This window comes from Erwinia sp. INIA01, assembly GCF_025947915.1.
In the GTDB taxonomy this organism is placed as follows: domain Bacteria; phylum Pseudomonadota; class Gammaproteobacteria; order Enterobacterales; family Enterobacteriaceae; genus Erwinia; species Erwinia coffeiphila.
In genome coordinates this window covers 1-25,486 of record NZ_JAPDNC010000023.1, presented here as the reverse complement: position 1 = coordinate 25,486, position 25,486 = coordinate 1, and the positions used below count along the sequence as shown (strand labels likewise).

The window sequence follows — 25,486 nt, the reverse complement described above, 5'->3', positions numbered from 1 at the left end:
ATCTCCTCGGGGCAACGTTATCAGTATGCCGGAAGATCTCTAAAAGTGAATGGGACGTTTTAGCGGGATACTTACAAGATTGCCAACATCCGAGCTGGCCCCCATGTGCCACAACGATGTTCCGTCAACATCGATTTCTTTGACGTTCTGAGCAGAACCAACAAGCGAAGATTTATTATTTAAATCAACTTTCACTTGAGAATCTTTTGAAGAAATAACGGCCCCATTAAGCGAACTGTTACTAAGATTGTAATTAATCGTTGATGCATCCTGAGCAGAAGTTGAACCATTAAGGACACTGTCACTCACGTTTAAATTAGTCGTCGATCCATCAAGGGTAGCCAAAAACCGACCATTCCCGCTCGATATGGTTGAATTTCCACTCACGGTGATATTCGCTAAGGTGTCTTTGCCAACAACGATAGCGACATTGTTTTCAGTCTTCACCGTTGATGAGTCAATAAGAACGTCATTGTCTTCATAGGTACCTCGAGAACCGTCAAAGTCAGAGTATCCCCGCAGGAAATAAAATCCAAAGCCGTTCTTCGTGGCATTGACAACCGTACCATTTGTAAGACTAAGCTGGCCGCCCTTGGTGACGATACCGTAAACCCCCTGAGATTCAATATTGGTATTATCAAACGAGGCTATTCCGCCAACCAGGTAAGCCCCACTCCCCTCAGAGTTGATGGTGGAGTTTACTACCATTGTTGTCGTCTGGTTCGTATTCTCTACTCGTGAAGCATTGACCAAAATACCGTTCGCTTTATCACCACTATTCTCTACGAACACATTAATTGTAGTGTCCTTTACCAGAAAACCATTTTCATTTTCCCATCCTTTATTAAAAACACCAGCCTCATCCGTCGAATTAATGACCTGGCCGTCAATGACCGTCGAGTACGCGAACGCCAACTCTGGTCCAAAAAGTGCGCCAGAGATGAGTAAACTGATAACTTTTTTTCTGTACATCTTAAATTTCCCTTTTATGAATCAAATCCATCAACCGCGAGGAAGAGTAAAGCTTTCCATTATTTTTTAAATTATCATTTAATGCTGGATATTTAATTTCTTGCGCAAAATAAGGTAAAAACTAGCATTCACCTTAATAATATAAATCATTCATCCTTTTAAGTTAAATTAATACACGCCTTATTAACAAATGGAGACTCGCTACTTTGCATACGAATACGAAGCGCTATCATCAGGAGAGTTATTACTGTTAATACGCTCAATGCAGGAACTAATTTATCTCAGCGGTATTAGTTTATGCTTTTGATGATCTGAAAAAATTGAGAATGGACAAGTACAGGGTAAAATTATCGAATCGAAGATAATAATATCAGAATGCAGGGCCGGATGAATTTATTCGAATGACTCAAATACCCTCTCAGAAATCCGCCTCTTTGGGTTCACTCTGGCAAAGATCCTCCTGGCTGGCCAGTAGTAGTTGGACTCCCTCCGGAGCCTGTAGCCATGCGACGTTAAGCGGCTCGGAAGGCGCAGATGCCCGCTGCCTGGCAATCTGTTCCAGCTCCATTTCATCGAACTCTGGCCGTAGCTGATTGCCCTGACAGCTGGCGACCTCTCCACCGGGCAACCAACGCCCCTGGATCAGCATCACCCGCCCGTTCCGCAAATCGTTGCTAATCTTCAGCATGCGCTGCGCGTCAAACTGATAAAGCGCCACTTCATCCGCAGATAAAGGTTCCCGATGCCCGGCCAGCTGTCGCTGCATAAAGCTTAAAGCACCATCATGATCAAAACGTAGCGTCACATCATCAGGTTGCTTACCTGAAACATGGCGTTCAATCGCCACCGGCTTGCCATTCAGCCACTGATAATCCGTCGTTTCCGTTGCACCACCGCTGAAGGGTGTAAAAACGGTCATCATGTGGGAGATCTCTGCCTGACTGTCTTTTCGCCAAATTCGTACGGCACCACGATCGGCAAGATAGCCGCTGGCGGTAAAATCGGGCAGATCGGAACGCGAACTGCAGCCAGCTAGCAGCAGCAGAATAGTGAGAATGGAGATACGGTTGGGAAGCGTCAGTTTCATGATAAAAGAATATCACATGACCGCAGCGGCAGTAGGAAAGCAGCCAGAAGATTTACGTCAGATAAACAAAAGGGGCGAATACGCCCCCCTGTTTAAACTCTTCACCGTCAGACGATTACTTAACAGCGTCTTTCAGTGCTTTACCAGAAACGAATGCTGGTACGTTTGCAGCAGCAATTTTGATTTCTTTGCCAGTCTGCGGGTTGCGGCCAGTACGCTCAGCACGGTGGTTAACTTTAAAGGTACCAAAACCAACCAGTTGTACAGCATCACCTTCTTTCAGAGACTCAGTAATCGCAGCCAGAGTGGATTCCAGTGCAGCTTTAGCCTGGGTCTTAGACAGGTCCGCTTTGTCCGCAATTACATCAATCAGTTGAGTCTTGTTCATAAGTTATCCTTACAGTGTATTTATCGCTTGCTAAGCACCAGGTGCGAGGGGAAAAACCAGATTCTGGCACTCTCCAGCCTACACGCACCGATAGCCACATTTTTCAGCCCCCCAAATGTAGACCAGAGTGGGGGCGAATGTGAAGCCCAAAGGCTCTACAAATCTGGCCTGAAGTCACGTTTTGTGGCCTTATTGATGAAAATCTATCCCGATATTACTGATTCCGGATTCACGCAGGTCGGATCGCAGCCCTTTGATCAGTTCGATGTCCCTCTCCTCGCAGGCTGCCAGCAGGCGGAAAATCTCCCACTGAATGTCCCATTCCTCTTCAACCGCGGGGTTGGCCTTCAGTTCTTCTTCGGTCATTTCACGTCCGGCCTGTGTCATTTCCAACATGGCGACGGTGGTGATTGACGTTTCGCTGACGGCAATAGCATGTGCCAGGGTTTCGCCACTCAAGCGGGAATGGATCAGCTCACTGAGCGCGACACAGGCATCGATTGCCGGATAGACACCGTACAGATCGTAATCGTCAGCGGAAGGGATAGCCTCTTCCAGTTTTTCCAGTTGGCTGTCGAAGTTGACCTTCGCATCCTTCACCACCAGAGTTTCCCACAGCAAATCCAGAATGCGGCGATACAGCTGCCCATCGCCGAAACCGGTCTGCTGGCAAAATGCACGGTAGTTAGGGGCCATCCGCTCACACAGGCAGGCCATAAAAGTCACATGCTGCCAGCTTTCCAGCTTTTCCAGCCGTAAATGAATTGGGTTAAGTAACATATCAGGGTCTCAGAATTAACGCGCTGCGGGGAGTGTACCTGAAAAGCACCACGGCATCACGGTTAACCCTGAGGGAGAGAGGTAAAAGCCCGACGCCGTGACGCAACGGCATCCGCCCAGCGCGTTGGCTCCGGCAGTCGATAACCCTGCAAGCAGTTTTCCACCCACTTAAGAGCGGTAGCCTGGCTGACACGATGTCCGGTGGAGATAAACAGCGGGTTACAGCGCGCTTTACTGCGCAATACCCAGCCAAGCTGCTGGCCTTTATCCATCAGCGGCTGGCAGCTGCCGGGTTCAGCATCCGGCGGCGTAAATGCGCCACACAGCCGCTTTTTCGCCACGCCAATCGTCGGGACGTCCACCAGCAGGCCGAAGTGGCTTGCCACACCCAGCCGCCTTGGATGAGCGATGCCGTGGCCATCTACCAGTAACAGGTCGGGACGATGAGCAAGCTGCTGCCAGGCGGCCTGCAGTGCAGGAGTTTCACGGAAGGAAAGAAAACCGGGAATGTAGGGCATGGTGGTGGCTATACGCGCCACCTGATGCTCAATCAGCCGCAGTGAAGGGTATTCCAGTATGACCAGGGCGGCACGGGTAACCTCTCCGCCCTGCTCAAAGCCGACATCCGCGCCACCTATCAGTCGCGGAGGCATGACGTCAAAATCATCCTGAAGGATAACGTCAGCTGCGAGAGCACGCTGCTGGTCACGCAATACGGCTATGTCCATTTTTTACTCCTGGTGATAAGGGCGCGAAAGTTTGCGCACCGCCTCCACAAAAGCGCCCGCATGCTCTGGCGGTACATCCTGATGAATTCCGTGACCCAGGTTGAACACGTGTCCGGTTCCCTGGCCATAGCCCTCGAGAATACCTGCCACTTCCTGCTCGATCCGTGCAGGAGGTGCGTAAAGGATGGAAGGGTCCATATTTCCCTGCAGTGCCACTTTATCCCCCACGCGGCGACGGGCATCGGCGATATCCGTAGTCCAGTCCAGACCCAGCGCATCACAGCCGGTTGCTGCCATCTCTTCCAGCCACTGACCGCCACCTTTCGTAAACAGCGTTACCGGAACGCGGCGACCGTCATTCTCATGCAGCAGGCCATCGACGATCTTGTGCATGTAATAGAGCGAGAACTCGCGATAGTCGCGGCCCGTCAGTACACCGCCCCAGGTATCGAAGATCATCACCGACTGTGCACCCGCGCGAATTTGGGCGTTTAAGTAAAGGGTTACGCTATCAGCAAGTTTGTCGAGCATCAGGTGCAGAGTCTGTGGTTCGGCATACATCATCTTTTTGAGCTTGGTAAATGCTTTACTGCTGCCGCCTTCCACCATATAGGTCGCCAACGTCCAGGGACTGCCGGAGAAACCGATTAATGGCACTTCGCCGTTTAGATTCTTGCGAATCGTTCGCACGGCATTCATCACATAGCCCAGTTCCTGTTCAGGATCGGGGATCGGCAGCTTCTCAACATCGGCACGGCACGTTATTGGCTGCGAGAAACGAGGACCTTCACCCGTTTCAAAGTAGAGGCCCAGCCCCATCGCATCAGGGATCGTCAGAATATCGGAGAACAGAATTGCCGCATCAAGCGCATAGCGCCGCAGAGGCTGCAGCGTGACTTCACAGGCCAGCTCGGCGTTTTTACACAGCGACATGAAGTCACCGGCGACGGCACGCGTGGCTTTATACTCCGGCAAGTAGCGTCCGGCCTGGCGCATCATCCATACGGGGGTAATATCAACAGGCTGGCGCAGCAGGGCGCGCAGATAACGATCGTTCTTCAGTTCACTCATCACAGGGCTCTCTACTCCAAATAAGCCTGTAGTGTACCATTTATCAAGATTGACTGTGCCCGGTAGCCCGATAATTTGAAGGGATCGCAAAATTTCCCTGCCTGTACGCATATAAATATCAAGGCAGGGGCGGAACCGGGCCTGAAATGGGGCACCTCGTGCTACTTCTTAGCCTGCATCTGATTACTTTTTGCAGCACCACCTTCAACAGAAACCAGTGAAGGCACACGTTCAGGATCTGGGCTATTTGAATTTTTTGCTTTTTTATCTTTTATTTCAGCGGTTTCTTCAACCCAATGAGAGTTACCAATAAATACGCCACCTTTCTCAATTGAGAATTCACTAGCATAAACATCGCCTTCTATTCTTCCTCGCGACATTATCACTACCGTTTTCGCGTAGCAGCATCCTTTTAACAGACCGTTTACGATCAGCTTTAAGGATGTGACTTTCCCAACGACTTTTCCTTCCTTACCGATCTGCGTGACTTTTTTACTGGTTACATCACCCTCAACTTCACCGCTAATGGTAATGTTATTTTCATTAGTAATTTCACCGCGTAGCATTGTTCCGGGTGAAATAGTTGTTTCCTTAATATTATTACTTTCCGCTGATGGGTCCATGCTGATGCTCTCACTCATTGTACTGGCGGACGAATCCTGTCCTTTTGTCGTTTTAACTTCTTCTTTCTTACTGAAATTAAACATATTTATAATCACTCTATTAACGCGTAGATATGTCGACAGACTCAGCAGGACAAGGCATCCCATACCGCCAAGGAAAATCAGCATTGAAATTCTGTGCGATAGCAAAAAAGCGATAATGCTACCGATCCAGAAAATCCAGATCCCCCAAAGATAATATTGCGTTCTGTTCTTAAACATACCTACATCCAACCTACATATGAATCACCTTGATGAATTGTCGCCCGACCGCATCACTAATGGCTGCATACGGATCGGCAACTTCGCTTTCAAAGGATTTAATAAGATATATTAGGAAATAGCACTCTGAGTTAAATAAAGACTATTTCTTTCATCGGGAATTTAAAGCGAAAAACGGAGTCAATTGAAAACTATTCCTTGTTACGAGCTTAAAATCTTCCACGCAGTGAATCATATTAGAATTCACCGCAGAGATAAACCTAAAGGTCCTTATATCTGGATAGCAGTCAATCCCCCGGCCGCACCAAACGGCAAACCAGGGGAAACAGAGTGGGAAGTACTAATGCATTAAATTGTTAATCAGTCGTGAATTTCACTCATCATCAGCACGGCATAATGCCACTGTATCCTCGATTAAACGTCGTGCGATAGTGCCTGCTGGCGGCAACAGCGGTAAAGCATCATACCGATACCAACCCGCATCCAGCAGTTCTTTAGGATCAATGTTGATTTCGCCCGCATCATAGTCGGCCATAAAGGCCATCATCAGCGACTGTGGAAATGGCCACGGCTGAGATGAAACATATCGCAGATTTTTAACCTTAATTGCCGCCTCTTCCATCACTTCGCGCGCTACCGTCTGCTCCAGCGTCTCACCGACTTCAGCAAAGCCCGCTAGCACAGTATAAATGCCGTTACGATGGCGGGTATGCTGGGCCAGCAGGATCTTATCTTCACGGCGAATGGCAACAATGATACAGGGAGCAATTTGCGGATAGTAACGCTGCCGACAGTGGCTGCACAGGCAGGCCCATTCGGTTTTGCTATGATGCATCTCGTGGCCGCAATAGCCACACCAGCGGTGCGACCGGTAAAACTCTGCCAACTGTATACCCCGACCAGCCAGCTGGAATAAACCGGTCTCCTGATCGAGTAGCTGACGCAGCGATCCGGTATCACGCGTGCGGTTTTCGCAGATCAACCACACCGTTTCCCCCTGCCATTCGCCGATAGGCGATCCTTTTGATCCCGTCAAGCCGAATGATTCGGCAGATCCTCGAGGAATTTCGCCTTTTGGTAACCAAATTTTATGTTCGTGGCTGACAACCCACCAGCCAGTGTCTACGCTTGATATTTGACGTTCCATAACTTGCTTATCATCCTCAGCTCAAAGACTGGTTTGAGGTCAGGCATTAAAAATAAAACTCACGGAGATGAACATGCTTAACCAGTTAGAAAATCTGGCCGCGCGGGTTGGCGGCTGTAGTGAACTGGTCGATTTCTGTTTACACGCCCGTAAGCAGCTGCTGATTGCCTATTATCAAATGGCCGGTTTAAAGCCTAACAAGGAATCGTTGACGGCGCTCGATGAAAATGCGCTGGATAATTTTTGCCAGAATCTGGTGGACTATCTCTCTACCGGCCATTTCACGGCTTACGAACGTTTCATTAAAGAGCTGGAAGGAACGGAACAGCTGGCGCAGGCGGCATTAATTTATCCATCCTTACGTGCCAATACCGACCACATTATGCAGATTTATGATACGTATCTGGAAAAGGCCATCGAAACAGATGATGCGGTAGATTTCCAGCAAACGCTTTCCCTGGTCGGCGAAGTGCTGGCTGAACGTTTCGTGCTGGAAGATAAATTTATCAAGCTGGCTCTGGAAAAAGTTGCTGAAAATCAGATAACTAAAGATGTAGCGCCTCTTGCGCCTTCCGCCTGATTCGTTATCAGATTGTGAATTACTTGTAGTTTCCAATTAGCCCCTTTATGCTGAAGGGGCTATTTAGTTTGAGCAAAAAACGTTTTGTTCTGACTTAAAACTGATTTTCTGACAACAAAGTCTGAAAATCAGAGAGTATTTCTTGTCGGAGTGCCCCATGGGGCTGAGACCGTTAATTCGGGATCCGCGGAACCTGTTCAGGTTAACACCTGCGAAGGGAACAAGAGTAAAATCGTCTGCGATGATGCGAAATAAAATGTTTCACATCGTTCAAATTACTCCCGCCTCCAGGCAAGCAACTTTCCCTAATATTTCAGGAATTTGCTATGTCTACCGTTGAAAAACTTCTCGTTGAGAAAAAAACCAATCGCCGTGAGCAGCGCGCTGAAGCTCAGCAGTTTATCGATTCTCTGCAAGGCACGGCCTTCCCCAATTCAAAACGTATTTATCTGACCGGCTCCCGGGACGATATCCGCGTGCCAATGCGCGAAATCCAGCTTAGTCCAACCGTGATTGGGGGCAGCAAAGATAACCCGACGCTGGAAGAGAATGAGCCGGTGCCTGTGTACGACACGGCTGGCCCCTACGGCGATCCGGCAGCGGCTATCGATGTGCATCGCGGCATCGACAAGTTGCGCAGCACATGGATTCACCAGCGTGCCGATACGGAAGAAATTACTGAACTCAGCTCGGTCTACACCCAACAGCGGCTGGCCGATGAAGGCCTGGATCATCTGCGTTTCGAGAACCTTCCTCGTCCACGCCGCGCACTGGCAGGCCGCTGCGTTACTCAAATGCATTACGCGCGCCTGGGCGTGATCACCCCGGAAATGGAATATATCGCCATCCGCGAGAATATGGGCCGTGAACGTATTCGCGGTGAAATCCTTCTGCAACAGCATCCGGGCAACAGCTTCGGCGCCAGCCTGCCTGAAAATATCAGCGCAGAGTTTGTGCGCCAGGAAGTCGCCGCCGGGCGGGCGATCATTCCGGCCAATATTAACCATCCGGAATCAGAACCGATGATCATTGGGCGTAACTTCCTGGTGAAGATCAACGCCAATATCGGCAACTCCGCGGTCAGCTCTTCGATTGAGGAGGAAGTTGAAAAACTGGTGTGGTCTGCACGCTGGGGCGCCGACACGGTGATGGATCTTTCTACCGGTCGCTATATCCATGAAACGCGTGAATGGATACTGCGTAACAGCCCTGTACCGATTGGCACCGTGCCAATCTACCAGGCGCTGGAGAAGGTTAATGGCGTAGCAGAAGATCTTAACTGGGAAATTTTCCGCGATACGCTGCTGGAACAGGCAGAGCAAGGCGTTGACTACTTCACCATTCATGCCGGCGTGTTGCTGCGTTACGTACCGATGACCGCTAAAAGGCTGACCGGCATTGTTTCGCGCGGCGGATCGATCATGGCGAAATGGTGCCTGTCGCACCATAAAGAGAGTTTCCTCTACCTGCATTTCCGCGAGATTTGTGAAATCTGTGCCGCCTATGATGTTTCCCTCTCACTCGGGGACGGCCTGCGCCCGGGTTCGATTCAGGATGCTAACGACGAAGCACAGTTCTCCGAACTACATACGCTGGGAGAGCTAACCAAAATTGCCTGGGAATATGATGTGCAGGTGATGATTGAGGGACCCGGGCACGTGCCAATGCAGATGATCCGCCGTAATATGACCGAGCAGCTGGAACATTGCCATGAAGCACCGTTTTATACGCTCGGCCCGCTGACCACCGACATCGCTCCCGGCTATGACCACTTTACGTCCGGGATTGGTGCAGCGATGATCGGTTGGTTTGGCTGCGCGATGCTGTGCTATGTGACGCCGAAAGAGCATCTTGGATTGCCTAACAAAGAAGATGTTAAACAGGGGCTGATTACCTATAAGATCGCCGCACATGCTGCCGATCTCGCAAAAGGCCATCCCGGCGCGCAGATCCGTGATAATGCGATGTCGAAAGCACGCTTTGAGTTTCGCTGGGAAGATCAGTTTAATCTTGCCCTCGATCCGCATACCGCCCGCGCCTATCATGATGAAACCCTGCCGCAGGAATCCGGCAAGGTGGCGCACTTCTGCTCAATGTGCGGGCCGAAGTTCTGTTCAATGAAGATCACCCAGGAAGTGCGCGAGTACGCCGCGCGCCAGCAAGCCCAGGCCATGCCGATTGAGATAGGTATGGCGCAGATGTCTGATGAATTCCGCAATCGCGGCGGTGAGCTGTATCACCGCGCCGATGCGCTTAAAACCGAGGAAAATGTATGAGTCGTGGTCCTTTTCCCGCTACCGACGCCCGGCTTGGGCTTTATCCGGTGGTGGAAACCGTTGAGTGGATTGTCCGCCTGCTGGATTTTGGTGTGCGCACTATACAACTGCGCATTAAAGATCGTCAGGATGATGAAGTAGAGCAGCAGATCGCTGAAGCGATTGCCCTCGGCAAACGTTACCAGGCAAGGTTGTTTATCAATGACTACTGGCGTCTGGCGATCAAATATCAGGCGTATGGCGTTCATCTGGGTCAGGAAGACCTGGATATCGCCGACCTTGATGCGATTCACGCTGCAGGACTGCGGCTGGGACTGTCTACTCACGATGATGCCGAGCTGGATCGGGCGCTGGCCGTAGAACCGTCCTACATCGCTTTGGGCCACGTTTTTCCAACGCAGACCAAAGATATGCCTTCTGCGCCACAGGGGTTAGCGGAACTGGCTCGGCATATTCAACGCCTGCAGGGTGTCTCTACTGTCGCTATTGGCGGTATCAGCATCGATCGCGTCCCGGCCGTGCTGGCAACCGGTGTCGGCAGCGTGGCCGTGGTCAGTGCCATCACCAAAGCGGAAGACTGGCAGGCGGCAACTCGCCAGCTGCTGGATCTGATTGAATCCCCGGAAGGCGCTGCACAATAAAATGTAATGTGTCGTAACGCCGGCAAACTGTCATGAAGCAACGCCGCAGACTCAGTCTCTGCGGCTTTTCACCTCTGTATACCCCGCTATAGTGGCGGGGCTGACGACAGTTTCGCCGTCAGCCAGGGTCAGCGCTGTTCCTTCCCGCTGGCCCTGCCTTCTCCCCAATCGTTACTGGCCGTCGTCAGCTCATGTACCGGTGAGCAGGATTGCATGGCCCGCTCTACGGCAGCGCCAAGAATCGCCAGCGCCCGCTCGGTTTTATCCGTACAGGTTTGGGCATAGCTCAACCGCAGGCAGTTGCGATACTTACCCGAAGCGGAGAACAACGAACCGACGGCGATTTGGATTTTTGAATCCCGCAGTTCAGCATTGAGCCGGTGTGAATCAAACGCTTCCGGTAACTCAACCCAGATCAGGAACCCCCCCTGGGGACGTGTGACACAAATACCGCAGGGAAAATGCTGACGTACCAGGCGAGTAAATATTTCCAGGTTTCGCTGATAGGTGATACGCATCCGCCGCAGGTGCGGCTGATAGTAGCCCTGGCTTATAAATCCGGCGACCGCCATCTGCGTCAGCGTTGTTGTTGACCCGGTAACGATGTATTTCATATGCAGTACCCGGTCAAAATAGCGCCCCGGTACCACCCAGCCTACCCGTAGTCCCGGGGCCAGTATTTTTGAGAACGAGCTGCAGAGCAGCACCCGTCCGTCGGTATCCAGCGACTTGATGGTTATCGGGCGCGGGTAGTCAAAGGCCAGCTCACCGTAAACATCATCCTCAATGATTGCTGCGTCAAAACGCTGTGCCAGCGTGACCAGTGCGCGCTTGCGGTGCTCCGGCATAATAAATCCCAGCGGGTTATTACAGTTTGGCACCACCACCACGGCCTTGATCGGCCATTGTTCAAAGGCCAGCTCCAGCGCTTCAAGGCTGATGCCCGTTGAAGAGTCGGTGGGGATCTCTATCGCACGGATGCCAAATCCACGCAGGGTTTGCATGATGCCGTGAAACGTCGGCGATTCAACGGCGATAATATCGCCATGCTGACAGACCGCCCGTATCGATATCGACAGGGCTTCATGGCAGCCGGTAGTAATCACGATGTCATCCGCGCCCAGCTGGCAGCCGCTGTCGATCATCAGGCGTGCAATCTGTTCACGCAGCTCCGGAAGACCATACAGCGTGTCATAGCCCAACAGGCGTTCATCCTGCTGTTGTGCAACCCGGCTTATGGCTTTCCATAACGGTTTCAGCGTTGGCTGCCCAACGTCCGGCATGCCACTACCCAGTTGAAGGGTTTGCTCATCGGAACGGGCTTCAAGCAGATGCAATACGGCATCCCACTGGGTGATCTCAACCGGCCGCTGTACCGGGCGGGTAATCGCCGGAACCGGCGGTGCTGCTTTGCGCGGGGTAACAAAATATCCCGAACGAGACTGGGGGGTGATCAGCTGCCTTTCTTCCAGCAGGTAGTAGGCCTGCTGCACCGTGCTGATGCTGACACCATGTTCGCTGCTCAGGGTGCGTACTGACGGAAGCCGTTCTCCTGCCTGATAAAGGCCTTGCTCGATACGCTGGGCCAACAGATCGGCCAGATATTGGTAACGCGTCATTGTATCCCCCTTATCGCCACTTCTGGATGAAAACCAGTACAGATTAGCGTCTTTATGACCATTCAGTCAGCGTATCACGCCATCTGTATGTCAATAAAACATTATTTCTGCATCTGTATCATTGATGTCATCCGCGACAAAATAGCATTCAGACACCGGGCATTGAGGGGCAGATGATGGAGTTTCATGAAAACAGAGCAGCAAAACCGTTCAGTTGGGGTTTGATCAAAGCGATCTTCATTATTCCTTATCACCACTGGCAGCGGCAGCGCATGCGGGCATGTACCAGAAAAATTCTCTCCCAGCTGAGCGATGCGCAGCTGAAGGATATCGGGCTGACCTGCCATGATGTCCGGCACTATAAGTGATGTGGCTTGGGCGGATTTCGCGCCCGCGGCAACGGAGACGTCCTGCCTCCGTTGCTCTTTTTTTATTACCCAGGATAGTGGCCCACGGGATCGCCGTCTGCACGGCATTGCATAACGGCTCAATGCTGTGACGCAGATGAAAAACTGCCATCGCAGCAGGAAGACAGGCAGCTGTAGCTGACCAGACTCTACGCTTTCCCACCATACTTCCCACTGCTATATCGACCACATTCGGCAATACGCTAATCGCGAACCAGAAAGCACAGGGTTGCCGCTTTCAGATCCACATTCAAATCATCGTCATATCCCTGTCGACTTTTTATGGGCGAAAAAAAACCTCGCCGAAGCGAGGTTTTTTACTATGCCACAGGTGGTTGACGATTAATCGTCATTACCACCCAGACCTGCGTTCAGCAGTTCTGCCAGGCTGGCAGACGCTTCATCAGCAGTCACCTGAGGTACAACTGGTGCTTCACCAGCTGCACGGCGGCGCATACGATCCTGATGATAAGCGTAACCAGTACCGGCTGGGATCAGACGGCCTACAATTACGTTCTCTTTCAGGCCGCGCAGTTCGTCACGTTTGCCCGCAACGGCTGCTTCGGTCAGTACGCGCGTAGTTTCCTGGAACGAGGCCGCAGAAATGAAGGACTCGGTTGCCAGAGACGCCTTGGTGATACCCAGCAGGTCGCGTGCAAATGTTGCAGCGATTTTGCCGTTGGATTCCAGCTCGCGGTTAGAGATCTTAACGCGAGAGAATTCAACCTGCTCACCGTCGAGGAAGTCGGAGCTTCCTGCGCTCTCGATAGTTGCTTTACGCAGCATCTGACGAACGATGACTTCGATGTGCTTATCGTTAATCTTAACGCCCTGCAGACGGTAAACTTCCTGCACTTCGTTAGTGATGTAACGGGTAACCGCATGAACGCCACGCAGACGCAGAATGTCATGTGGAGACTCTGGGCCATCGGAAACAACGTCACCGCGCTCAACACGTTCACCTTCGAACACGTTCAGCTGACGCCATTTCGGAATCATCTCTTCGTACGGATCGCTACCATCGATTGGCGTGATCACCAGACGACGCTTACCTTTGGTTTCTTTACCGAACGAGATGATGCCGCTGATCTCAGCCAGGATTGCCGGCTCTTTCGGACGACGGGCTTCGAACAGGTCAGCAACGCGTGGCAGACCACCGGTGATGTCCTTGGTACCGCCTGATTCCTGAGGAACACGCGCCAGGGTGTCACCTGAACTGATCTTGATGCCATCTTCCAGCTGAACAATCGCTTTACCCGGCAGGAAGTACTGAGCTGGCATATCAGAGCCAGGGATCATTACGTCGTTACCGTTAGCATCAACGATCTTCAGTGCCGGACGCAGATCCTTACCACCAGCAGTACGTTCCGCACTGTCCAGGATAACCAGAGAGGACAGACCGGTCAGGTCATCCGTCTGGCGGGTAATGGTCTGGCCATCAATCATGTCGGTGAAGCGAATGAAACCGCTCACTTCGGTGATTACCGGCATGGTATGTGGATCCCAGTTTGCTACGGTCTCGCCCGCTGCAACCTGCTCGCCGTCACCTTTAGCCATGGTAGAACCGTAAGGAACTTTATAGCTCTCTTTAGTACGACCGAATTCATCGATCATTTTCAGCTCGGTATTACGAGAAGTAATTACCAGCTTGCCAGCGGAGTTGGTTACCGACTTAGCGTTAGAGAGTTTAATGGTACCTTTGTTCTTAACCTGGATGCTGGATTCAGCAGCCGCACGAGATGCAGCACCACCGATGTGGAAGGTACGCATCGTCAGCTGTGTACCCGGCTCACCGATTGACTGTGCAGCGATAACACCGATCGCTTCACCTTTGTTGATGATGTGGCCACGCGCCAGGTCACGACCGTAGCAGTGAGCACACACGCCGAAGTCGGTTTCGCAGCTTACTACGGAACGCACTTTCAGGCTGTCAACAGAGTGTTCTTCGAGGATGTCACACTGCGCTTCATGCAGCAGCGTGTTACGCGGCAGCAGGATATCAGCAGTACCCGGCTTGAGAACGTCTTCTGCGGTCACACGACCCAGAACGCGCTCACGCAGCGGCTCTTTAACATCACCACCCTCGATAACCGGGGTCATCATGATACCTTCGTGGGTACCACAATCGTCTTCGGTAACGACCAGATCCTGCGCCACGTCTACCAGACGACGAGTCAGGTAACCGGAGTTCGCAGTTTTCAGTGCGGTATCCGCCAGACCTTTACGAGCACCGTGAGTAGAGATGAAGTACTGGAGTACGTTCAGACCTTCACGGAAGTTCGCGGTGATTGGCGTTTCGATGATTGAGCCATCTGGCTTAGCCATCAGACCACGCATACCGGCAAGCTGACGAATCTGTGCAGCAGAACCACGCGCACCGGAGTCGGCCATCATAAAGATGCTGTTGAAGGAAACCTGGCGCTCTTCTTCACCGTCACGGTTAATCACGGTTTCGGTAGACAGGTTTTCCATCATCGCTTTCGCAACGCGTTCGTTGGCCGCAGCCCAGATATCGATCACTTTGTTATAGCGTTCGCCAGCGGTAACCAGACCAGACTGGAACTGCTGCTGGATTTCTGCCACTTCAGCTTCCGCTTCGGTGATGATTTCCACTTTCTTCTCTGGGATAACCATGTCGTCGATACCAACAGACGCACCTGAACGTGCCGCATAGGCAAAGCCGGTGTACATAGTCTGGTCAGCAAAGATAACCGTTGGCTTCAGGCCCAGGATGCGGTAACAGGTGTTCAGCATCTTGGAGATCGCTTTCTTACCCAGCGCCTGGTTGACGATAGAGTAAGGCAGACCTTTCGGCACGATCATCCACAGGATGGCACGACCGATGGTTGTATCGATCAGGCTGGTTTTTGCAACCCATTCGCCCTGCTCGTTCTTCTCATGTTCGGTAATACGTACCTTAACGCGAGCGTGCAGAGACGCGAGGCCAGCGCGATAAATACGCTCAGCTTCTTTTGGACCGGTCAGTACCATGCCTTCGCCTTTGGCGTTAACACAGTCACGGGTCATGTAGTACAGACCCAGTACAACGTCCTGAGAAGGAACGATGATTGGTTCACCGTTCGCTGGGGACAGGATGTTGTTGGTAGACATCATCAGCGCACGCGCTTCCAGCTGGGCTTCCAGCGTCAGCGGTACGTGAACAGCCATCTGGTCACCATCGAAGTCGGCGTTATATGCCGCACAAACTAGCGGGTGCAGCTGAATAGCTTTACCTTCGATCAGTACTGGCTCAAACGCCTGGATGCCCAGACGGTGCAGGGTTGGTGCACGGTTCAGCAGGACCGGGTGTTCGCGGATAACTTCGTCCAGGATATCCCAAACGACAGCTTCTTCACGCTCAACCATTTTCTTAGCGGCTTTGATGGTGGTAGCAAGACCACGCAGTTCAAGCTTGCCGTAGATAAACGGTTTGAACAGCTCCAGTGCCATTTTCTTCGGCAGACCGCACTGATGCAGGCGCAGGTATGGACCTACGGTGATTACAGAACGGCCTGAGTAGTCAACTCGCTTACCGAGCAGGTTCTGACGGAAACGACCCTGCTTACCTTTGATCATGTCAGCCAAAGATTTCAGAGGACGTTTGTTAGAACCGGTGATCGCACGACCGCGACGGCCGTTATCCAGCAGCGCATCTACCGCTTCCTGCAGCATACGTTTTTCGTTACGTACGATGATGTCAGGTGCAGCCAGATCCAGCAGGCGCTTCAGACGGTTGTTACGGTTGATAACGCGACGATACAGATCGTTCAGATCTGAAGTTGCGAAACGACCGCCGTCCAGCGGTACCAGCGGACGCAGATCCGGTGGCAGTACAGGCAGCACGGTCAGGATCATCCACTCTGGCTTGTTACCAGACTGTACGAACGCTTCCAGCAGCTTGATACGCTTGGTCAGCTTTTTACGTTTGGTTTCGGAGTTAGTCTCGTTCAGCTCTTCACGCAGCTGCTCGCACTCTTGCTCCAGATCCATGTTTTTCAACAGGGCCTGGATCGCTTCCGCACCCATTTTCGCGTCGAATTCATCACCAAACTCTTCCAGCGCGTCAAGATACTGCTCTTCAGTCAGGATCTGGCGCTTTTCGAGGTTGGTCATGCCGCCTTCAACAACGACGTAAGATTCGAAGTACAGAACACGTTCGATATCACGCAGTGGCATATCCAGCAGTAAACCGATGCGGGATGGCAGCGATTTCAGGAACCAGATGTGCGCAGTTGGAGAAGCCAGCTCAATGTGGCCCATGCGCTCACGGCGGACTTTGGTCTGTGTAACTTCAACGCCACACTTCTCACAGATCACACCACGGTGTTTCAGGCGCTTGTACTTACCGCACAGGCACTCGTAGTCTTTTACCGGCCCGAAAATACGCGCACAGAAAAGCCCGTCACGTTCTGGTTTGAACGTACGGTAGTTGATGGTTTCCGGCTTTTTAACTTCGCCGAAAGACCAGGAACGGATCATGTCTGGCGAGGCCAGAGCGATCTTGATCGCATCAAACTCTTCGGTCTTAGTTTGCGCTTTCAGAAACTTAAGTAAGTCTTTCACGGATTAGCTCCCGTCGGAGTGAGACTTCTCAGGGATGCCCTGCCGCAGCAGGGCACCCTGTAACCAGTACAGCAGATGCGAATAACCTCAGGGGTTACTCGTCTTCGAGCTCGATGTTAATACCCAGCGAGCGAATCTCTTTCAACAGTACGTTGAAGGATTCTGGCATGCCCGGTTCCATCTGATGGTTGCCGTCGACGATGTTTTTGTACATCTTCGTACGACCGTTTACGTCATCAGACTTAACGGTAAGCATTTCCTGCAGGGTATAGGCTGCGCCGTATGCTTCCAGCGCCCACACTTCCATCTCACCGAAGCGCTGACCACCGAACTGAGCCTTACCACCCAGCGGCTGCTGAGTAACCAGGCTGTAAGAACCGGTAGAACGTGCATGCATTTTGTCATCAACCAGGTGGTTCAGCTTCAGCATGTACATATAGCCAACGGTAACCTGACGCTCGAACTGTTCGCCGGTACGACCATCGAACAGGGTAATCTGACCGGAAGAAGGCAGGCCGCCGAGCTGCAGCAGCTCTTTGATCTCGCTCTCTTTCGCGCCGTCAAACACTGGCGTTGCGATTGGCATACCTTTTTTCAGGTTCTCTGCCAGGCGCAGCACTTCGTCGTCGGTGAAGGTGTTCAGGTCAACTTTCTGGCGTACATCAGTACCCAGATCGTAAGCACGCTGAATAAACTCACGCAGCTTAGCCACTTCTTCCTGCTTCTTAAGCATAGCGTTGATTTTCTCGCCGATGCCCTTCGCAGCCATACCCAGGTGGGTTTCAAGAATCTGACCGATGTTCATACGTGATGGAACGCCCAGCGGGTTCAGTACGATATCGACCGGCGTACCGTTCTCATCGTATGGCATATCTTCGATCGGGTTGATCTTGGAGATAACACCTTTGTTCCCGTGACGACCTGCCATTTTGTCACCAGGCTGGATCTGACGTTTAACGGCCAGATACACTTTAACGATTTTCAGCACGCCTGGTGCCAGGTCATCGCCCTGAGTGATTTTGCGGCGCTTAGCTTCAAGTTTCTTCTCAAACTCGTGCTTCAGCTCGTCGTACTGCTCGGCCAGCTGCTCCAGCTGGTTTTGTTTTTCTTCGTCGGTCAGGCCAAGTTCCAGCCAGCGCTCGCGAGGCAGCTTGTCCAGTTTGTCCGCTTCCACACCGCCGGAAACCAGCAGGTATTGGATACGGCTGAACAGGCCAGCTTCAAGGATCTGCAGTTCTTCAGACAGGTCTTTTTTCGCCTGCTTCAGCTGCATTTCTTCGATTTCCAGCGCACGCTTGTCTTTTTCCACGCCATCGCGGGTGAAGACCTGAACGTCGATAACGGTACCAGACACGCCGTTCGGTACGCGCAGAGAAGAGTCTTTTACGTCAGACGCTTTCTCACCGAAGATCGCACGCAGCAGTTTCTCTTCTGGCGTCAGCTGGGTTTCACCTTTTGGCGTTACCTTACCAACCAGAATGTCGCCACCGGTCACTTCTGCACCGATATACACGATACCGGATTCATCCAGTTTAGAGAGCGCAGCTTCACCCACGTTAGGGATGTCAGCGGTGATCTCTTCCGGCCCCAGCTTGGTGTCACGAGACACACATGCCAGTTCCTGGATGTGGATAGTGGTGAAGCGATCTTCCTGTACCACGCGCTCGGAGACCAAAATGGAGTCTTCGAAGTTGTAGCCGTTCCACGGCATGAACGCGACGCGCATGTTCTGACCCAGTGCCAGTTCGCCCAGATCCGTTGAAGGACCGTCAGCCAGCACATCACCACGTTCAATTGGCTCACCCAGGTTCACGCAAGGCATCTGGTTGATGCAGGTGTTCTGGTTAGAACGGGTGTATTTGGTCAGGTTGTAGATGTCGATACCGGCTTCGCCCGGATACATTTCATCTTCGTTAACTTTGATAACGATACGAGATGCATCAACGTACTGAACGGTACCACCACGTTTCGCTACGGCTGTAACACCAGAGTCAACCGCTACCGCGCGCTCCATACCGGTACCAACCAGCGGCTTATCAGCGCGCAGAGTTGGAACCGCCTGACGTTGCATGTTTGCACCCATCAATGCGCGGTTGGCGTCATCGTGCTCCAGGAACGGGATCAGTGACGCACCGACGGAAACCACCTGCTGGGTGGAAACGTCCATGTAGTCAACCTGATCGCGGCTGAACAGGCTCGATTCGCCTTTACTACGGCAGGTTACCAGGTCGTCTACGAAGTGACCTTCGTCGTCGAGGTTGGTGTTTGCCTGAGCGATAACGTAGTTACCCTCTTCGATTGCAGAGAGGTAATGAATTTCGTCGGTCACCACACCATCGCGCACGCGACGATACGGGGTTTCCAGGAAACCATACTCGTTGGTCTGTGCGTACACAGACAGCGAGTTAATCAGACCGATGTTTGGACCTTCAGGCGTTTCGATTGGACATACGCGACCGTAGTGCGTCGGGTGTACGTCTCGAACTTCAAAGCCTGCACGCTCACGCGTCAGACCGCCCGGGCCCAGTGCAGAAATACGACGCTTGTGCGTGATCTCAGACAGCGGGTTGTTCTGGTCCATAAACTGGGAAAGCTGGCTGGAACCAAAGAACTCTTTCACTGCCGCAGAGATTGGCTTGGCGTTGATCATATCCTGTGGCATCAGGGTATCCAGATCGCCCAGAGACAGACGCTCTTTCACCGCACGCTCAACGCGGACCAGACCTACGCGGAACTGGTTTTCTGCCATTTCGCCGACGGAACGGATACGACGGTTGCCGAGGTGGTCGATATCATCCACTTCGCCAATACCGTTACGGATACCGATGAGCTTCTTCATCACTTCAATGATGTCGTCTTTGCTCAGGATACCGGAACCTTCGATCTCGTCACGCATCAGAGAACGGTTGAACTTCATACGGCCAACCGCAGACAGATCGTAGCGGTCTTCAGAGAAGAACAGGTTCTCAAACAGGTTTTCGGCCGCTTCACGCGTTGGTGGCTCACCAGGACGCATCATGCGGTAGATCTCAACCAGCGCGCTCAGGCGATCGTTGGTTGGGTCAACGCGCAGCGTCTCAGAGATATACGGGCCGTGATCCAGGTCGTTGGTGAACAGGGTTTCAATACGCTTGTGACCGGACTGGCTCAGTTTAGCCAGCAGATCCAGTGACAGCTCCATGTTCGCCGCAACCAGCAGCTCACCGGTACCTTCGTCGATGTAATCTTTAGCGACGACTTTACCTGCGATGTATTCAACCGGTACTTCGATATGTGCAACGCTGTCTTTTTCCAGCTGACGAATGTGGCGCGCGGTAATACGGCGGCCTTTCTCAACGTAGACAGTACCGTTAGATTCGATATCGAACGATGCAGTTTCGCCGCGCAGACGCTCAGGGATCAGCTCCATCTGCAGCTTGTTATCGCGAATTTCATAAACCACTTTGTCGAAGAACAGATCGAGGATCTGCTCAGTGGTGTAATTCAGCGCGCGCAGGATGATGCTGGCCGGCAGCTTACGACGACGGTCAATACGGACGAACAGGTTGTCTTTCGGGTCAAACTCGAAGTCCAACCATGAACCACGGTAAGGAATGATGCGTGCGTTATACAGCACTTTACCAGACGAGTGGGTTTTACCCTTATCGCTGTCGAAGAAGACACCAGGGCTACGATGCAGCTGAGAAACGATAACACGCTCAGTACCGTTGATGACAAAGGTACCGTTATCGGTCATGAGTGGAATTTCACCCATGTACACTTCTTGTTCTTTGATGTCTTTAACTGTGCCTTCCGGCGCTTCGCGCTCGTAGATCACCAGGCGCAGTTTTACGCGCAGGGGTGCAGAATACGTGACGCCACGAATCTGACACTCTTTCACATCAAATACAGGTTCGCCTAAACGGTAGCTGACGTACTGCAGCTCAGAGTTACCGCTATAGCTTTGGATTGGGAATACGGAACGGAATGCAGCTTCCAGACCATACTGGCCTTCCGGATCTTGCTCGATAAACTTCTGGAACGAGTCAAGCTGGATAGAAAGGAGATATGGAATGTCCAAAACCTGTGGACGTTTTCCAAAATCCTTACGAATGCGTTTTTTCTCGGTATAGGAGTAAACCATTGGGTTCCTCAGCTCGCTGAAAAGTAGAACCTTTCTGTCCGTCCAGTGGGGACAGTTCATGCAACGCTGTTTTGTGTCGTGCAAAAGGCAGAGCACCTTTTGTAATACCTCTTTCTATCACGCTTAAATCATTTCATTGCTTTTGACTGGACAGAGGGTCCATGCAGGAAAGCAGTATATTAAGTCGTCGATAGAGAAAGATATTAAGCAAATCAATGGCTAAACAGTGTGAAATACCATTAATGCTTTAGAGCGCAAAAAGGCTGGTGACCAAAAAGTCACCAGCCATCAGCCTGGAACTACTTAAACCCAGGCTGCAACCTGAAAGGTTGGCTTATTTAACTTCAACTTCTGCGCCAGCTTCTTCCAGTGCTTTCTTCAGAGCTTCAGCGTCGTCTTTGCTGATGCCTTCTTTCAGGGCAGCAGGTGCAGACTCAACCAGGTCTTTGGCTTCTTTCAGGCCCAGACCAGTTGCGCCACGTACGGCTTTGATTACAGCAACTTTGTTAGCACCGATAGCTTTCAGTACAACGTCGAACTCAGTTTTTTCTTCAGCAGCTTCTACTGGGCCAGCAGCAACAGCTACAGCTGCAGCAGCAGACACACCGAACTTCTCTTCCATAGCGGCGATCAGTTCAACTACTTCCATTACAGACAGAGCTGCAACAGCTTCAATGATTTGGTCTTTAGTGATTGACATTTGTTGTTCCTAAAATTCAGAAAAAGTTTATACGTTAGCAATTAAACGTGAAAAGAAAGGCTGATTAAGCAGCTTCTTTCTGATCGCGTACAGCGGCCAGAGTGCGAACCAGTTTGCCGGCAGCGGCTTCTTTCATGGTTGCCATCAGGCGTGCAATTGCTTCATCGTAAGTTGGCAGAGTTGCCAGGCGGTCGATCTGAGCCGCACTGATCAGCTCGCCTTCAAAGGCTGCAGCTTTAACCTCAAATTTTGCATTCGCTTTCGCGAACTCTTTGAACAGACGAGCAGCAGCGCCCGGGTGTTCCATAGAGTATGCAATCAAGGTTGGACCGGTTAACGTGTCTTTCAGGCACTCGAACTGAGTACCTTCAACGACGCGGCGCAGCAGGGTGTTACGAACAACACGCATGTATACGCCAGCCGCACGACCTGCTTTACGCAGTTCGGTCATTTTATCTACGGTAACGCCACGAGAATCCGCAACTACCGCAGACAGCGCGCCTTTGGCTACTTCGCTGACTTCAGCAACAATCGCTTGTTTGTCTTGAAGATTTAAGGCCATTAGCTTGTGCTCCTGGATTTGGGCCGGGGATGGATTTCCCCGGAACTCACTTCACTCATTTACCCGAAGGTATACGAGCGCTCAAACACGGTGAGCAGAATCCAGTTAAGAAAAATTCTTGTCGGTTCTGTCACCGTCTACGCAGGGTATTAAGTGATATCTTTCGCTATCACTCCTGCGGTCTTGGACGGAGGCCTGGATAAGGCCAGGCTCCAACCTAAAAATCTGTCGGTTCTGTATATTTACAGAACAACGGGCGTAAGATTCTAGATGAAAATTTCGCCCGCGTAAAGCAGATTAGTTAGCAGCAGCGTTCAGGCCAGCCTGATCGATTGCCACGCCAGCACCCATGGTGGTGGACAGGCTAACTTTCTTGATGAAAACGCCTTTCGCCTGTGAAGGTTTTGCTTTTTTCAGCGCAACCAGCAGGGATTCCAGGTTTTCTTTCAGTTTATCTGCATCGAAATCAACCTTACCGATAGTGGTATGGATGATACCGTTTTTGTCGTTACGGTAACGAACCTGACCCGCTTTAGCGTTTTTCACTGCTTCAGCAACGTTAGGAGTTACGGTACCAACTTTCGGGTTTGGCATCAGACCGCGTGGGCCCAGAACCTGACCCAGCTGGCCAACAACGCGCATTGCATCTGGAGATGCGATAACAACGTCGAAGTTCATTTCGCCTTTTTTGATCTGGTCAGCCAGATCTTCCATACCTACCAGCTCAGCGCCAGCTGCTTTAGCAGCTTCAGCGTTTGGACCCTGGGTAAATACGGCAACGCGAACGGAACGGCCAGTACCGTGTGGCAGTACAGTTGCACCGCGAACGTTCTGGTCAGATTTACGAGCATCAATGCCCAGGTTTACAGCTACGTCAACGCTTTCTACGAACTTAGCAGTAGCCAGTTCTTTCAGCAGAGCAACAGCTTCGTTGATGTCATACTGTTTAGTTGAATCAACTTTGTCACGGATCACGCGCATGCGCTTGGTCAGCTTAGCCATTTCTTAGTCCTCTACTACCAGGCCCATGGAACGAGCAGTACCTTCGATTGAGCGAGTCATCGCTTCAATGTCAGCACCAGTCATGTCCGCAGCTTTGGTTTCTGCGATTTCACGTACCTGAGCACGAGATACTTTACCTACTTTGTCTTTGTTCGGCTTGCCGGAACCAGACTTGATACCAGCCGCTTTCTTCAGCAGTACTGCTGCAGGAGGGGTTTTGGTAACGAAGGTGAAAGAACGGTCAGAATAAACGGTGATCACTACTGGGATCGGCAGACCTTTTTCCAGGGATTCTGTTTTTGCGTTGAACGCTTTACAGAATTCCATGATGTTAACGCCTTGCTGACCCAGAGCCGGACCTACCGGAGGACTCGGGTTTGCCATACCAGCTGAAACTTGCAGCTTAACGTAGGCTTGTACTTTCTTAGCCATGATAATTCCTCTGTTGGGTGATAACGCTCCATAACGGAGCTCCCCGTGATTAATATTTTACGCGCGAATATATCGACGCATAAAAACAAAAGGCGCGAAATTGTAGTGTAATTTCGCGCCTTTCGCAACCACCTGATAACGGCGATCGTATAAATTTTATGCCGCCTTTTAGAAAGCGGCTCAGGGTGAATCAATCAGCCCTTCTCAACCTGTCCGAAGTCCAGTTCAACCGGCGTTGCGCGGCCGAAGATAGAAACAGAAACTTTCAGGCGGCTTTTCTCGTAATCAACTTCTTCCACCACGCCGTTAAAGTCGGCAAATGGACCGTCGTTAACACGTACCATCTCGCCTGGCTCAAACAACGTTTTCGGACGCGGCTTATCACCAACCTGCTGCAGGCGGTTCATAATCGCATCAACTTCTTTGTCGCTAATCGGTGCAGGACGATCGGACGTACCGCCGATGAAGCCCATTACGCGCGGCACACTGCGCACCAGGTGCCAGCTGGCGTCATTCATCACCATCTGAACCAGTACGTAGCCCGGGAAGAACTTGCGCTCGCTTTTACGACGCTGGCCACCACGGATTTCAACCACTTCTTCGGTTGGAACCATGACATCGCCAAACAGCTCTTCCATGTTGTGTAACTTGATATGCTCACGCAGCGACTGTGCTACGCGGCCTTCAAAACCGGAAAACGCCTGAACGACGTACCAGCGCTTCTTTGGAGCTTCAGACATCTCAGAACCTCAGGCCAGTGATAAACGATACCAGACGGACCAGAATACCATCCAGTCCCCACAAAATCAGTGACATCACGGCAGTCACCGCGGCAACGATTAAGGTGGTGTGCAACGTTTCCTGACGAGTAGGCCAGATCACTTTACGAACTTCAGTACGCGCTTCACGAGCGAAAGCCAACGTTGCTTTACCCTTAGCGGTCAGCAGGGCAATGCCAGCTGCTGCTGCAATCAGTACAACGACGGCCAATGCACGCAGCGGTAATGTTACTTCACGATAGTAGTAGTTACCCACGATGGCGACAACCAGCAGTAACGCCACACCTAACCACTTTATCGCTTCCAGGCCGCGCCCGCTGCCTTGAGCTTCGGTATTAGCACTCATAACCAACCTGCCACAATAAATCAGAAACACTTTTGCCCCGGATTACGAGGCAACCGAACCGAATAATACTGTCATACCCGCAGGTATAGGCGTAACTCGGCATATTATGTATGACGCCGTGCTACAGAGCCTGCCTCAGCAATGATTATGAATCATAATCACAGATGAGTCAGGTTCTATGTTACAGCGTGCAAAAAGGGCATCAAATGATGCCCTCTTCATGTGCGTTGCGTCAAATGTTATCAGCGATTAAGCGATAACTTTAGCAACAACACCAGCACCAACGGTACGGCCGCCTTCGCGGATTGCGAAACGCAGACCATCGTCCATTGCGATTGGCTTGATCAGTTCAACAACCAGTTTGATGTTGTCGCCTGGCATTACCATCTCAACGCCTTC

At 51.6% G+C, this 25,486-nt stretch carries 21 protein-coding genes, 1 pseudogene and 1 riboswitch; of the genes and pseudogenes, 4 read left to right on the top strand and 18 right to left on the bottom strand.

The features are described from left to right. Positions 1 to 39 precede the first annotated feature (39 nt). From OMR58_RS25255 to nudC, 8 genes are all read right to left on the bottom strand, one after another. Positions 40 to 972, bottom strand: coding sequence for a hypothetical protein (locus OMR58_RS25255; protein ID WP_264547269.1), 933 nt, complete (start codon positions 970 to 972; stop codon positions 40 to 42). A 418-nt stretch (positions 973 to 1,390) separates the two neighbouring features. After that, positions 1,391 to 2,062: a DUF1481 domain-containing protein gene (locus OMR58_RS25250; RefSeq protein ID WP_370569953.1), complete on the bottom strand. Its 672-nt coding sequence runs from the start codon at positions 2,060 to 2,062 to the stop codon at positions 1,391 to 1,393. Between the two features lie 112 nt (positions 2,063 to 2,174). After that, positions 2,175 to 2,447, bottom strand: a complete 273-nt coding sequence (gene hupA, locus OMR58_RS25245; protein ID WP_002438605.1) for a nucleoid-associated protein HU-alpha — start codon at positions 2,445 to 2,447, stop codon at positions 2,175 to 2,177. Positions 2,448 to 2,636: 189 nt separating this feature from the next. Beyond that, a complete protein-coding gene (locus tag OMR58_RS25240; RefSeq protein WP_264547268.1) occupies positions 2,637 to 3,227 on the bottom strand; it encodes a YjaG family protein in 591 nt (196 codons plus the stop codon). 62 nt (positions 3,228 to 3,289) lie between these two features. Further along, positions 3,290 to 3,955 (bottom strand): deoxyribonuclease V, encoded by a 666-nt coding sequence (gene nfi / locus OMR58_RS25235; protein WP_200563878.1) that lies wholly within the window; start codon positions 3,953 to 3,955, stop codon positions 3,290 to 3,292. A gap of 3 nt (positions 3,956 to 3,958) precedes the next feature. Continuing rightward, complete coding sequence (hemE, locus tag OMR58_RS25230; protein ID WP_264547267.1) at positions 3,959 to 5,026, bottom strand: uroporphyrinogen decarboxylase; 1,068 nt, start codon at positions 5,024 to 5,026, stop codon at positions 3,959 to 3,961. A gap of 161 nt (positions 5,027 to 5,187) precedes the next feature. Beyond that, a complete protein-coding gene (locus tag OMR58_RS25225; protein ID WP_264547266.1) occupies positions 5,188 to 5,910 on the bottom strand; it encodes a bactofilin family protein in 723 nt (240 codons plus the stop codon). A 373-nt stretch (positions 5,911 to 6,283) separates the two neighbouring features. After that, the gene (nudC, locus tag OMR58_RS25220) at positions 6,284 to 7,057 is read right to left on the bottom strand and encodes an NAD(+) diphosphatase (protein ID WP_264547265.1); all 774 of its coding nucleotides are present in this window, start codon (positions 7,055 to 7,057) and stop codon (positions 6,284 to 6,286) included. 73 nt (positions 7,058 to 7,130) lie between these two features. On the opposite strand from nudC, the gene rsd reads away from it, so the two are divergent. The 3 genes from rsd to thiE all read left to right on the top strand — a co-directional run bounded on the left by rsd (position 7,131) and on the right by thiE (position 10,554). Continuing rightward, positions 7,131 to 7,637, top strand: coding sequence for a sigma D regulator (gene rsd / locus OMR58_RS25215; RefSeq protein ID WP_200563887.1), 507 nt, complete (start codon positions 7,131 to 7,133; stop codon positions 7,635 to 7,637). Between the two features lie 136 nt (positions 7,638 to 7,773). After that, positions 7,774 to 7,874: riboswitch (TPP riboswitch) on the top strand. Between the two features lie 89 nt (positions 7,875 to 7,963). Next, entirely contained in the window at positions 7,964 to 9,913 is a 1,950-nt protein-coding gene (gene thiC, locus OMR58_RS25210; protein WP_234472104.1) for a phosphomethylpyrimidine synthase ThiC, read from the top strand. Beyond that, positions 9,910 to 10,554 (top strand): thiamine phosphate synthase, encoded by a 645-nt coding sequence (gene thiE / locus OMR58_RS25205; protein ID WP_200563890.1) that lies wholly within the window; start codon positions 9,910 to 9,912, stop codon positions 10,552 to 10,554. The genes thiC and thiE overlap by 4 nt, the downstream gene beginning before the upstream one ends. Before the next feature lie 128 nt (positions 10,555 to 10,682). On the opposite strand, the gene OMR58_RS25200 is transcribed toward thiE, so the two are convergent. Then, positions 10,683 to 12,173 carry an aminotransferase-like domain-containing protein gene (locus OMR58_RS25200; protein ID WP_264547264.1) on the bottom strand — a complete coding sequence of 497 codons (1,491 nt, stop codon included), beginning with the start codon at positions 12,171 to 12,173 and terminating at the stop codon, positions 10,683 to 10,685. A 173-nt stretch (positions 12,174 to 12,346) separates the two neighbouring features. On the opposite strand from OMR58_RS25200, the gene OMR58_RS25195 reads away from it, so the two are divergent. Further along, positions 12,347 to 12,541 (top strand): DUF1127 domain-containing protein, encoded by a 195-nt coding sequence (locus OMR58_RS25195; protein WP_370569952.1) that lies wholly within the window; start codon positions 12,347 to 12,349, stop codon positions 12,539 to 12,541. 381 nt (positions 12,542 to 12,922) lie between these two features. On the opposite strand, the gene rpoC is transcribed toward OMR58_RS25195, so the two are convergent. The 9 genes and pseudogenes from rpoC to tuf all read right to left on the bottom strand — a co-directional run. Then, positions 12,923 to 17,143 carry a DNA-directed RNA polymerase subunit beta' gene (gene rpoC / locus OMR58_RS25190; protein ID WP_105595692.1) on the bottom strand — a complete coding sequence of 1,407 codons (4,221 nt, stop codon included), beginning with the start codon at positions 17,141 to 17,143 and terminating at the stop codon, positions 12,923 to 12,925. Between the two features lie 94 nt (positions 17,144 to 17,237). After that, entirely contained in the window at positions 17,238 to 21,266 is a 4,029-nt protein-coding gene (gene rpoB, locus OMR58_RS25185; protein WP_105595693.1) for a DNA-directed RNA polymerase subunit beta, read from the bottom strand. A gap of 334 nt (positions 21,267 to 21,600) precedes the next feature. After that, positions 21,601 to 21,966 carry a 50S ribosomal protein L7/L12 gene (rplL, locus tag OMR58_RS25180; protein WP_105595694.1) on the bottom strand — a complete coding sequence of 122 codons (366 nt, stop codon included), beginning with the start codon at positions 21,964 to 21,966 and terminating at the stop codon, positions 21,601 to 21,603. 64 nt (positions 21,967 to 22,030) lie between these two features. Beyond that, a complete protein-coding gene (rplJ, locus tag OMR58_RS25175) occupies positions 22,031 to 22,528 on the bottom strand; it encodes a 50S ribosomal protein L10 (protein ID WP_105595695.1) in 498 nt (165 codons plus the stop codon). A gap of 297 nt (positions 22,529 to 22,825) precedes the next feature. After that, positions 22,826 to 23,530: a 50S ribosomal protein L1 gene (rplA, locus tag OMR58_RS25170; protein ID WP_105595696.1), complete on the bottom strand. Its 705-nt coding sequence runs from the start codon at positions 23,528 to 23,530 to the stop codon at positions 22,826 to 22,828. Positions 23,531 to 23,533: 3 nt separating this feature from the next. Next, positions 23,534 to 23,962 carry a 50S ribosomal protein L11 gene (rplK, locus tag OMR58_RS25165; protein WP_105595697.1) on the bottom strand — a complete coding sequence of 143 codons (429 nt, stop codon included), beginning with the start codon at positions 23,960 to 23,962 and terminating at the stop codon, positions 23,534 to 23,536. 194 nt (positions 23,963 to 24,156) lie between these two features. Beyond that, a complete protein-coding gene (gene nusG / locus OMR58_RS25160; protein ID WP_012439920.1) occupies positions 24,157 to 24,702 on the bottom strand; it encodes a transcription termination/antitermination protein NusG in 546 nt (181 codons plus the stop codon). 1 nt (position 24,703) lies between these two features. Beyond that, positions 24,704 to 25,087, bottom strand: a complete 384-nt coding sequence (secE, locus tag OMR58_RS25155; RefSeq protein ID WP_105595698.1) for a preprotein translocase subunit SecE — start codon at positions 25,085 to 25,087, stop codon at positions 24,704 to 24,706. Between the two features lie 249 nt (positions 25,088 to 25,336). After that, a pseudogene (tuf, locus tag OMR58_RS25150) lies at positions 25,337 to 25,486 on the bottom strand (elongation factor Tu); the annotation flags it as partial.

Coding starts and splice junctions, on each gene's coding strand:
- OMR58_RS25255 (WP_264547269.1), bottom strand. CDS start 972: ATGTACAGAAAAAAAGTTATCAGTTTACTCATCTCTGGCGCACTTTTT.
- hupA (WP_002438605.1), bottom strand. CDS start 2,447: ATGAACAAGACTCAACTGATTGATGTAATTGCGGACAAAGCGGACCTG.
- OMR58_RS25240 (WP_264547268.1), bottom strand. CDS start 3,227: ATGTTACTTAACCCAATTCATTTACGGCTGGAAAAGCTGGAAAGCTGG.
- nfi (WP_200563878.1), bottom strand. CDS start 3,955: ATGGACATAGCCGTATTGCGTGACCAGCAGCGTGCTCTCGCAGCTGAC.
- hemE (WP_264547267.1), bottom strand. CDS start 5,026: ATGAGTGAACTGAAGAACGATCGTTATCTGCGCGCCCTGCTGCGCCAG.
- OMR58_RS25225 (WP_264547266.1), bottom strand. CDS start 5,910: ATGTTTAAGAACAGAACGCAATATTATCTTTGGGGGATCTGGATTTTC.
- nudC (WP_264547265.1), bottom strand. CDS start 7,057: ATGGAACGTCAAATATCAAGCGTAGACACTGGCTGGTGGGTTGTCAGC.
- rsd (WP_200563887.1), top strand. CDS start 7,131: ATGCTTAACCAGTTAGAAAATCTGGCCGCGCGGGTTGGCGGCTGTAGT.
- thiC (WP_234472104.1), top strand. CDS start 7,964: ATGTCTACCGTTGAAAAACTTCTCGTTGAGAAAAAAACCAATCGCCGT.
- thiE (WP_200563890.1), top strand. CDS start 9,910: ATGAGTCGTGGTCCTTTTCCCGCTACCGACGCCCGGCTTGGGCTTTAT.
- OMR58_RS25200 (WP_264547264.1), bottom strand. CDS start 12,173: ATGACGCGTTACCAATATCTGGCCGATCTGTTGGCCCAGCGTATCGAG.
- OMR58_RS25195 (WP_370569952.1), top strand. CDS start 12,347: ATGATGGAGTTTCATGAAAACAGAGCAGCAAAACCGTTCAGTTGGGGT.
- rpoB (WP_105595693.1), bottom strand. CDS start 21,266: ATGGTTTACTCCTATACCGAGAAAAAACGCATTCGTAAGGATTTTGGA.
- rplL (WP_105595694.1), bottom strand. CDS start 21,966: ATGTCAATCACTAAAGACCAAATCATTGAAGCTGTTGCAGCTCTGTCT.
- rplJ (WP_105595695.1), bottom strand. CDS start 22,528: ATGGCCTTAAATCTTCAAGACAAACAAGCGATTGTTGCTGAAGTCAGC.
- rplA (WP_105595696.1), bottom strand. CDS start 23,530: ATGGCTAAGCTGACCAAGCGCATGCGCGTGATCCGTGACAAAGTTGAT.
- rplK (WP_105595697.1), bottom strand. CDS start 23,962: ATGGCTAAGAAAGTACAAGCCTACGTTAAGCTGCAAGTTTCAGCTGGT.
- nusG (WP_012439920.1), bottom strand. CDS start 24,702: ATGTCTGAAGCTCCAAAGAAGCGCTGGTACGTCGTTCAGGCGTTTTCC.
- secE (WP_105595698.1), bottom strand. CDS start 25,087: ATGAGTGCTAATACCGAAGCTCAAGGCAGCGGGCGCGGCCTGGAAGCG.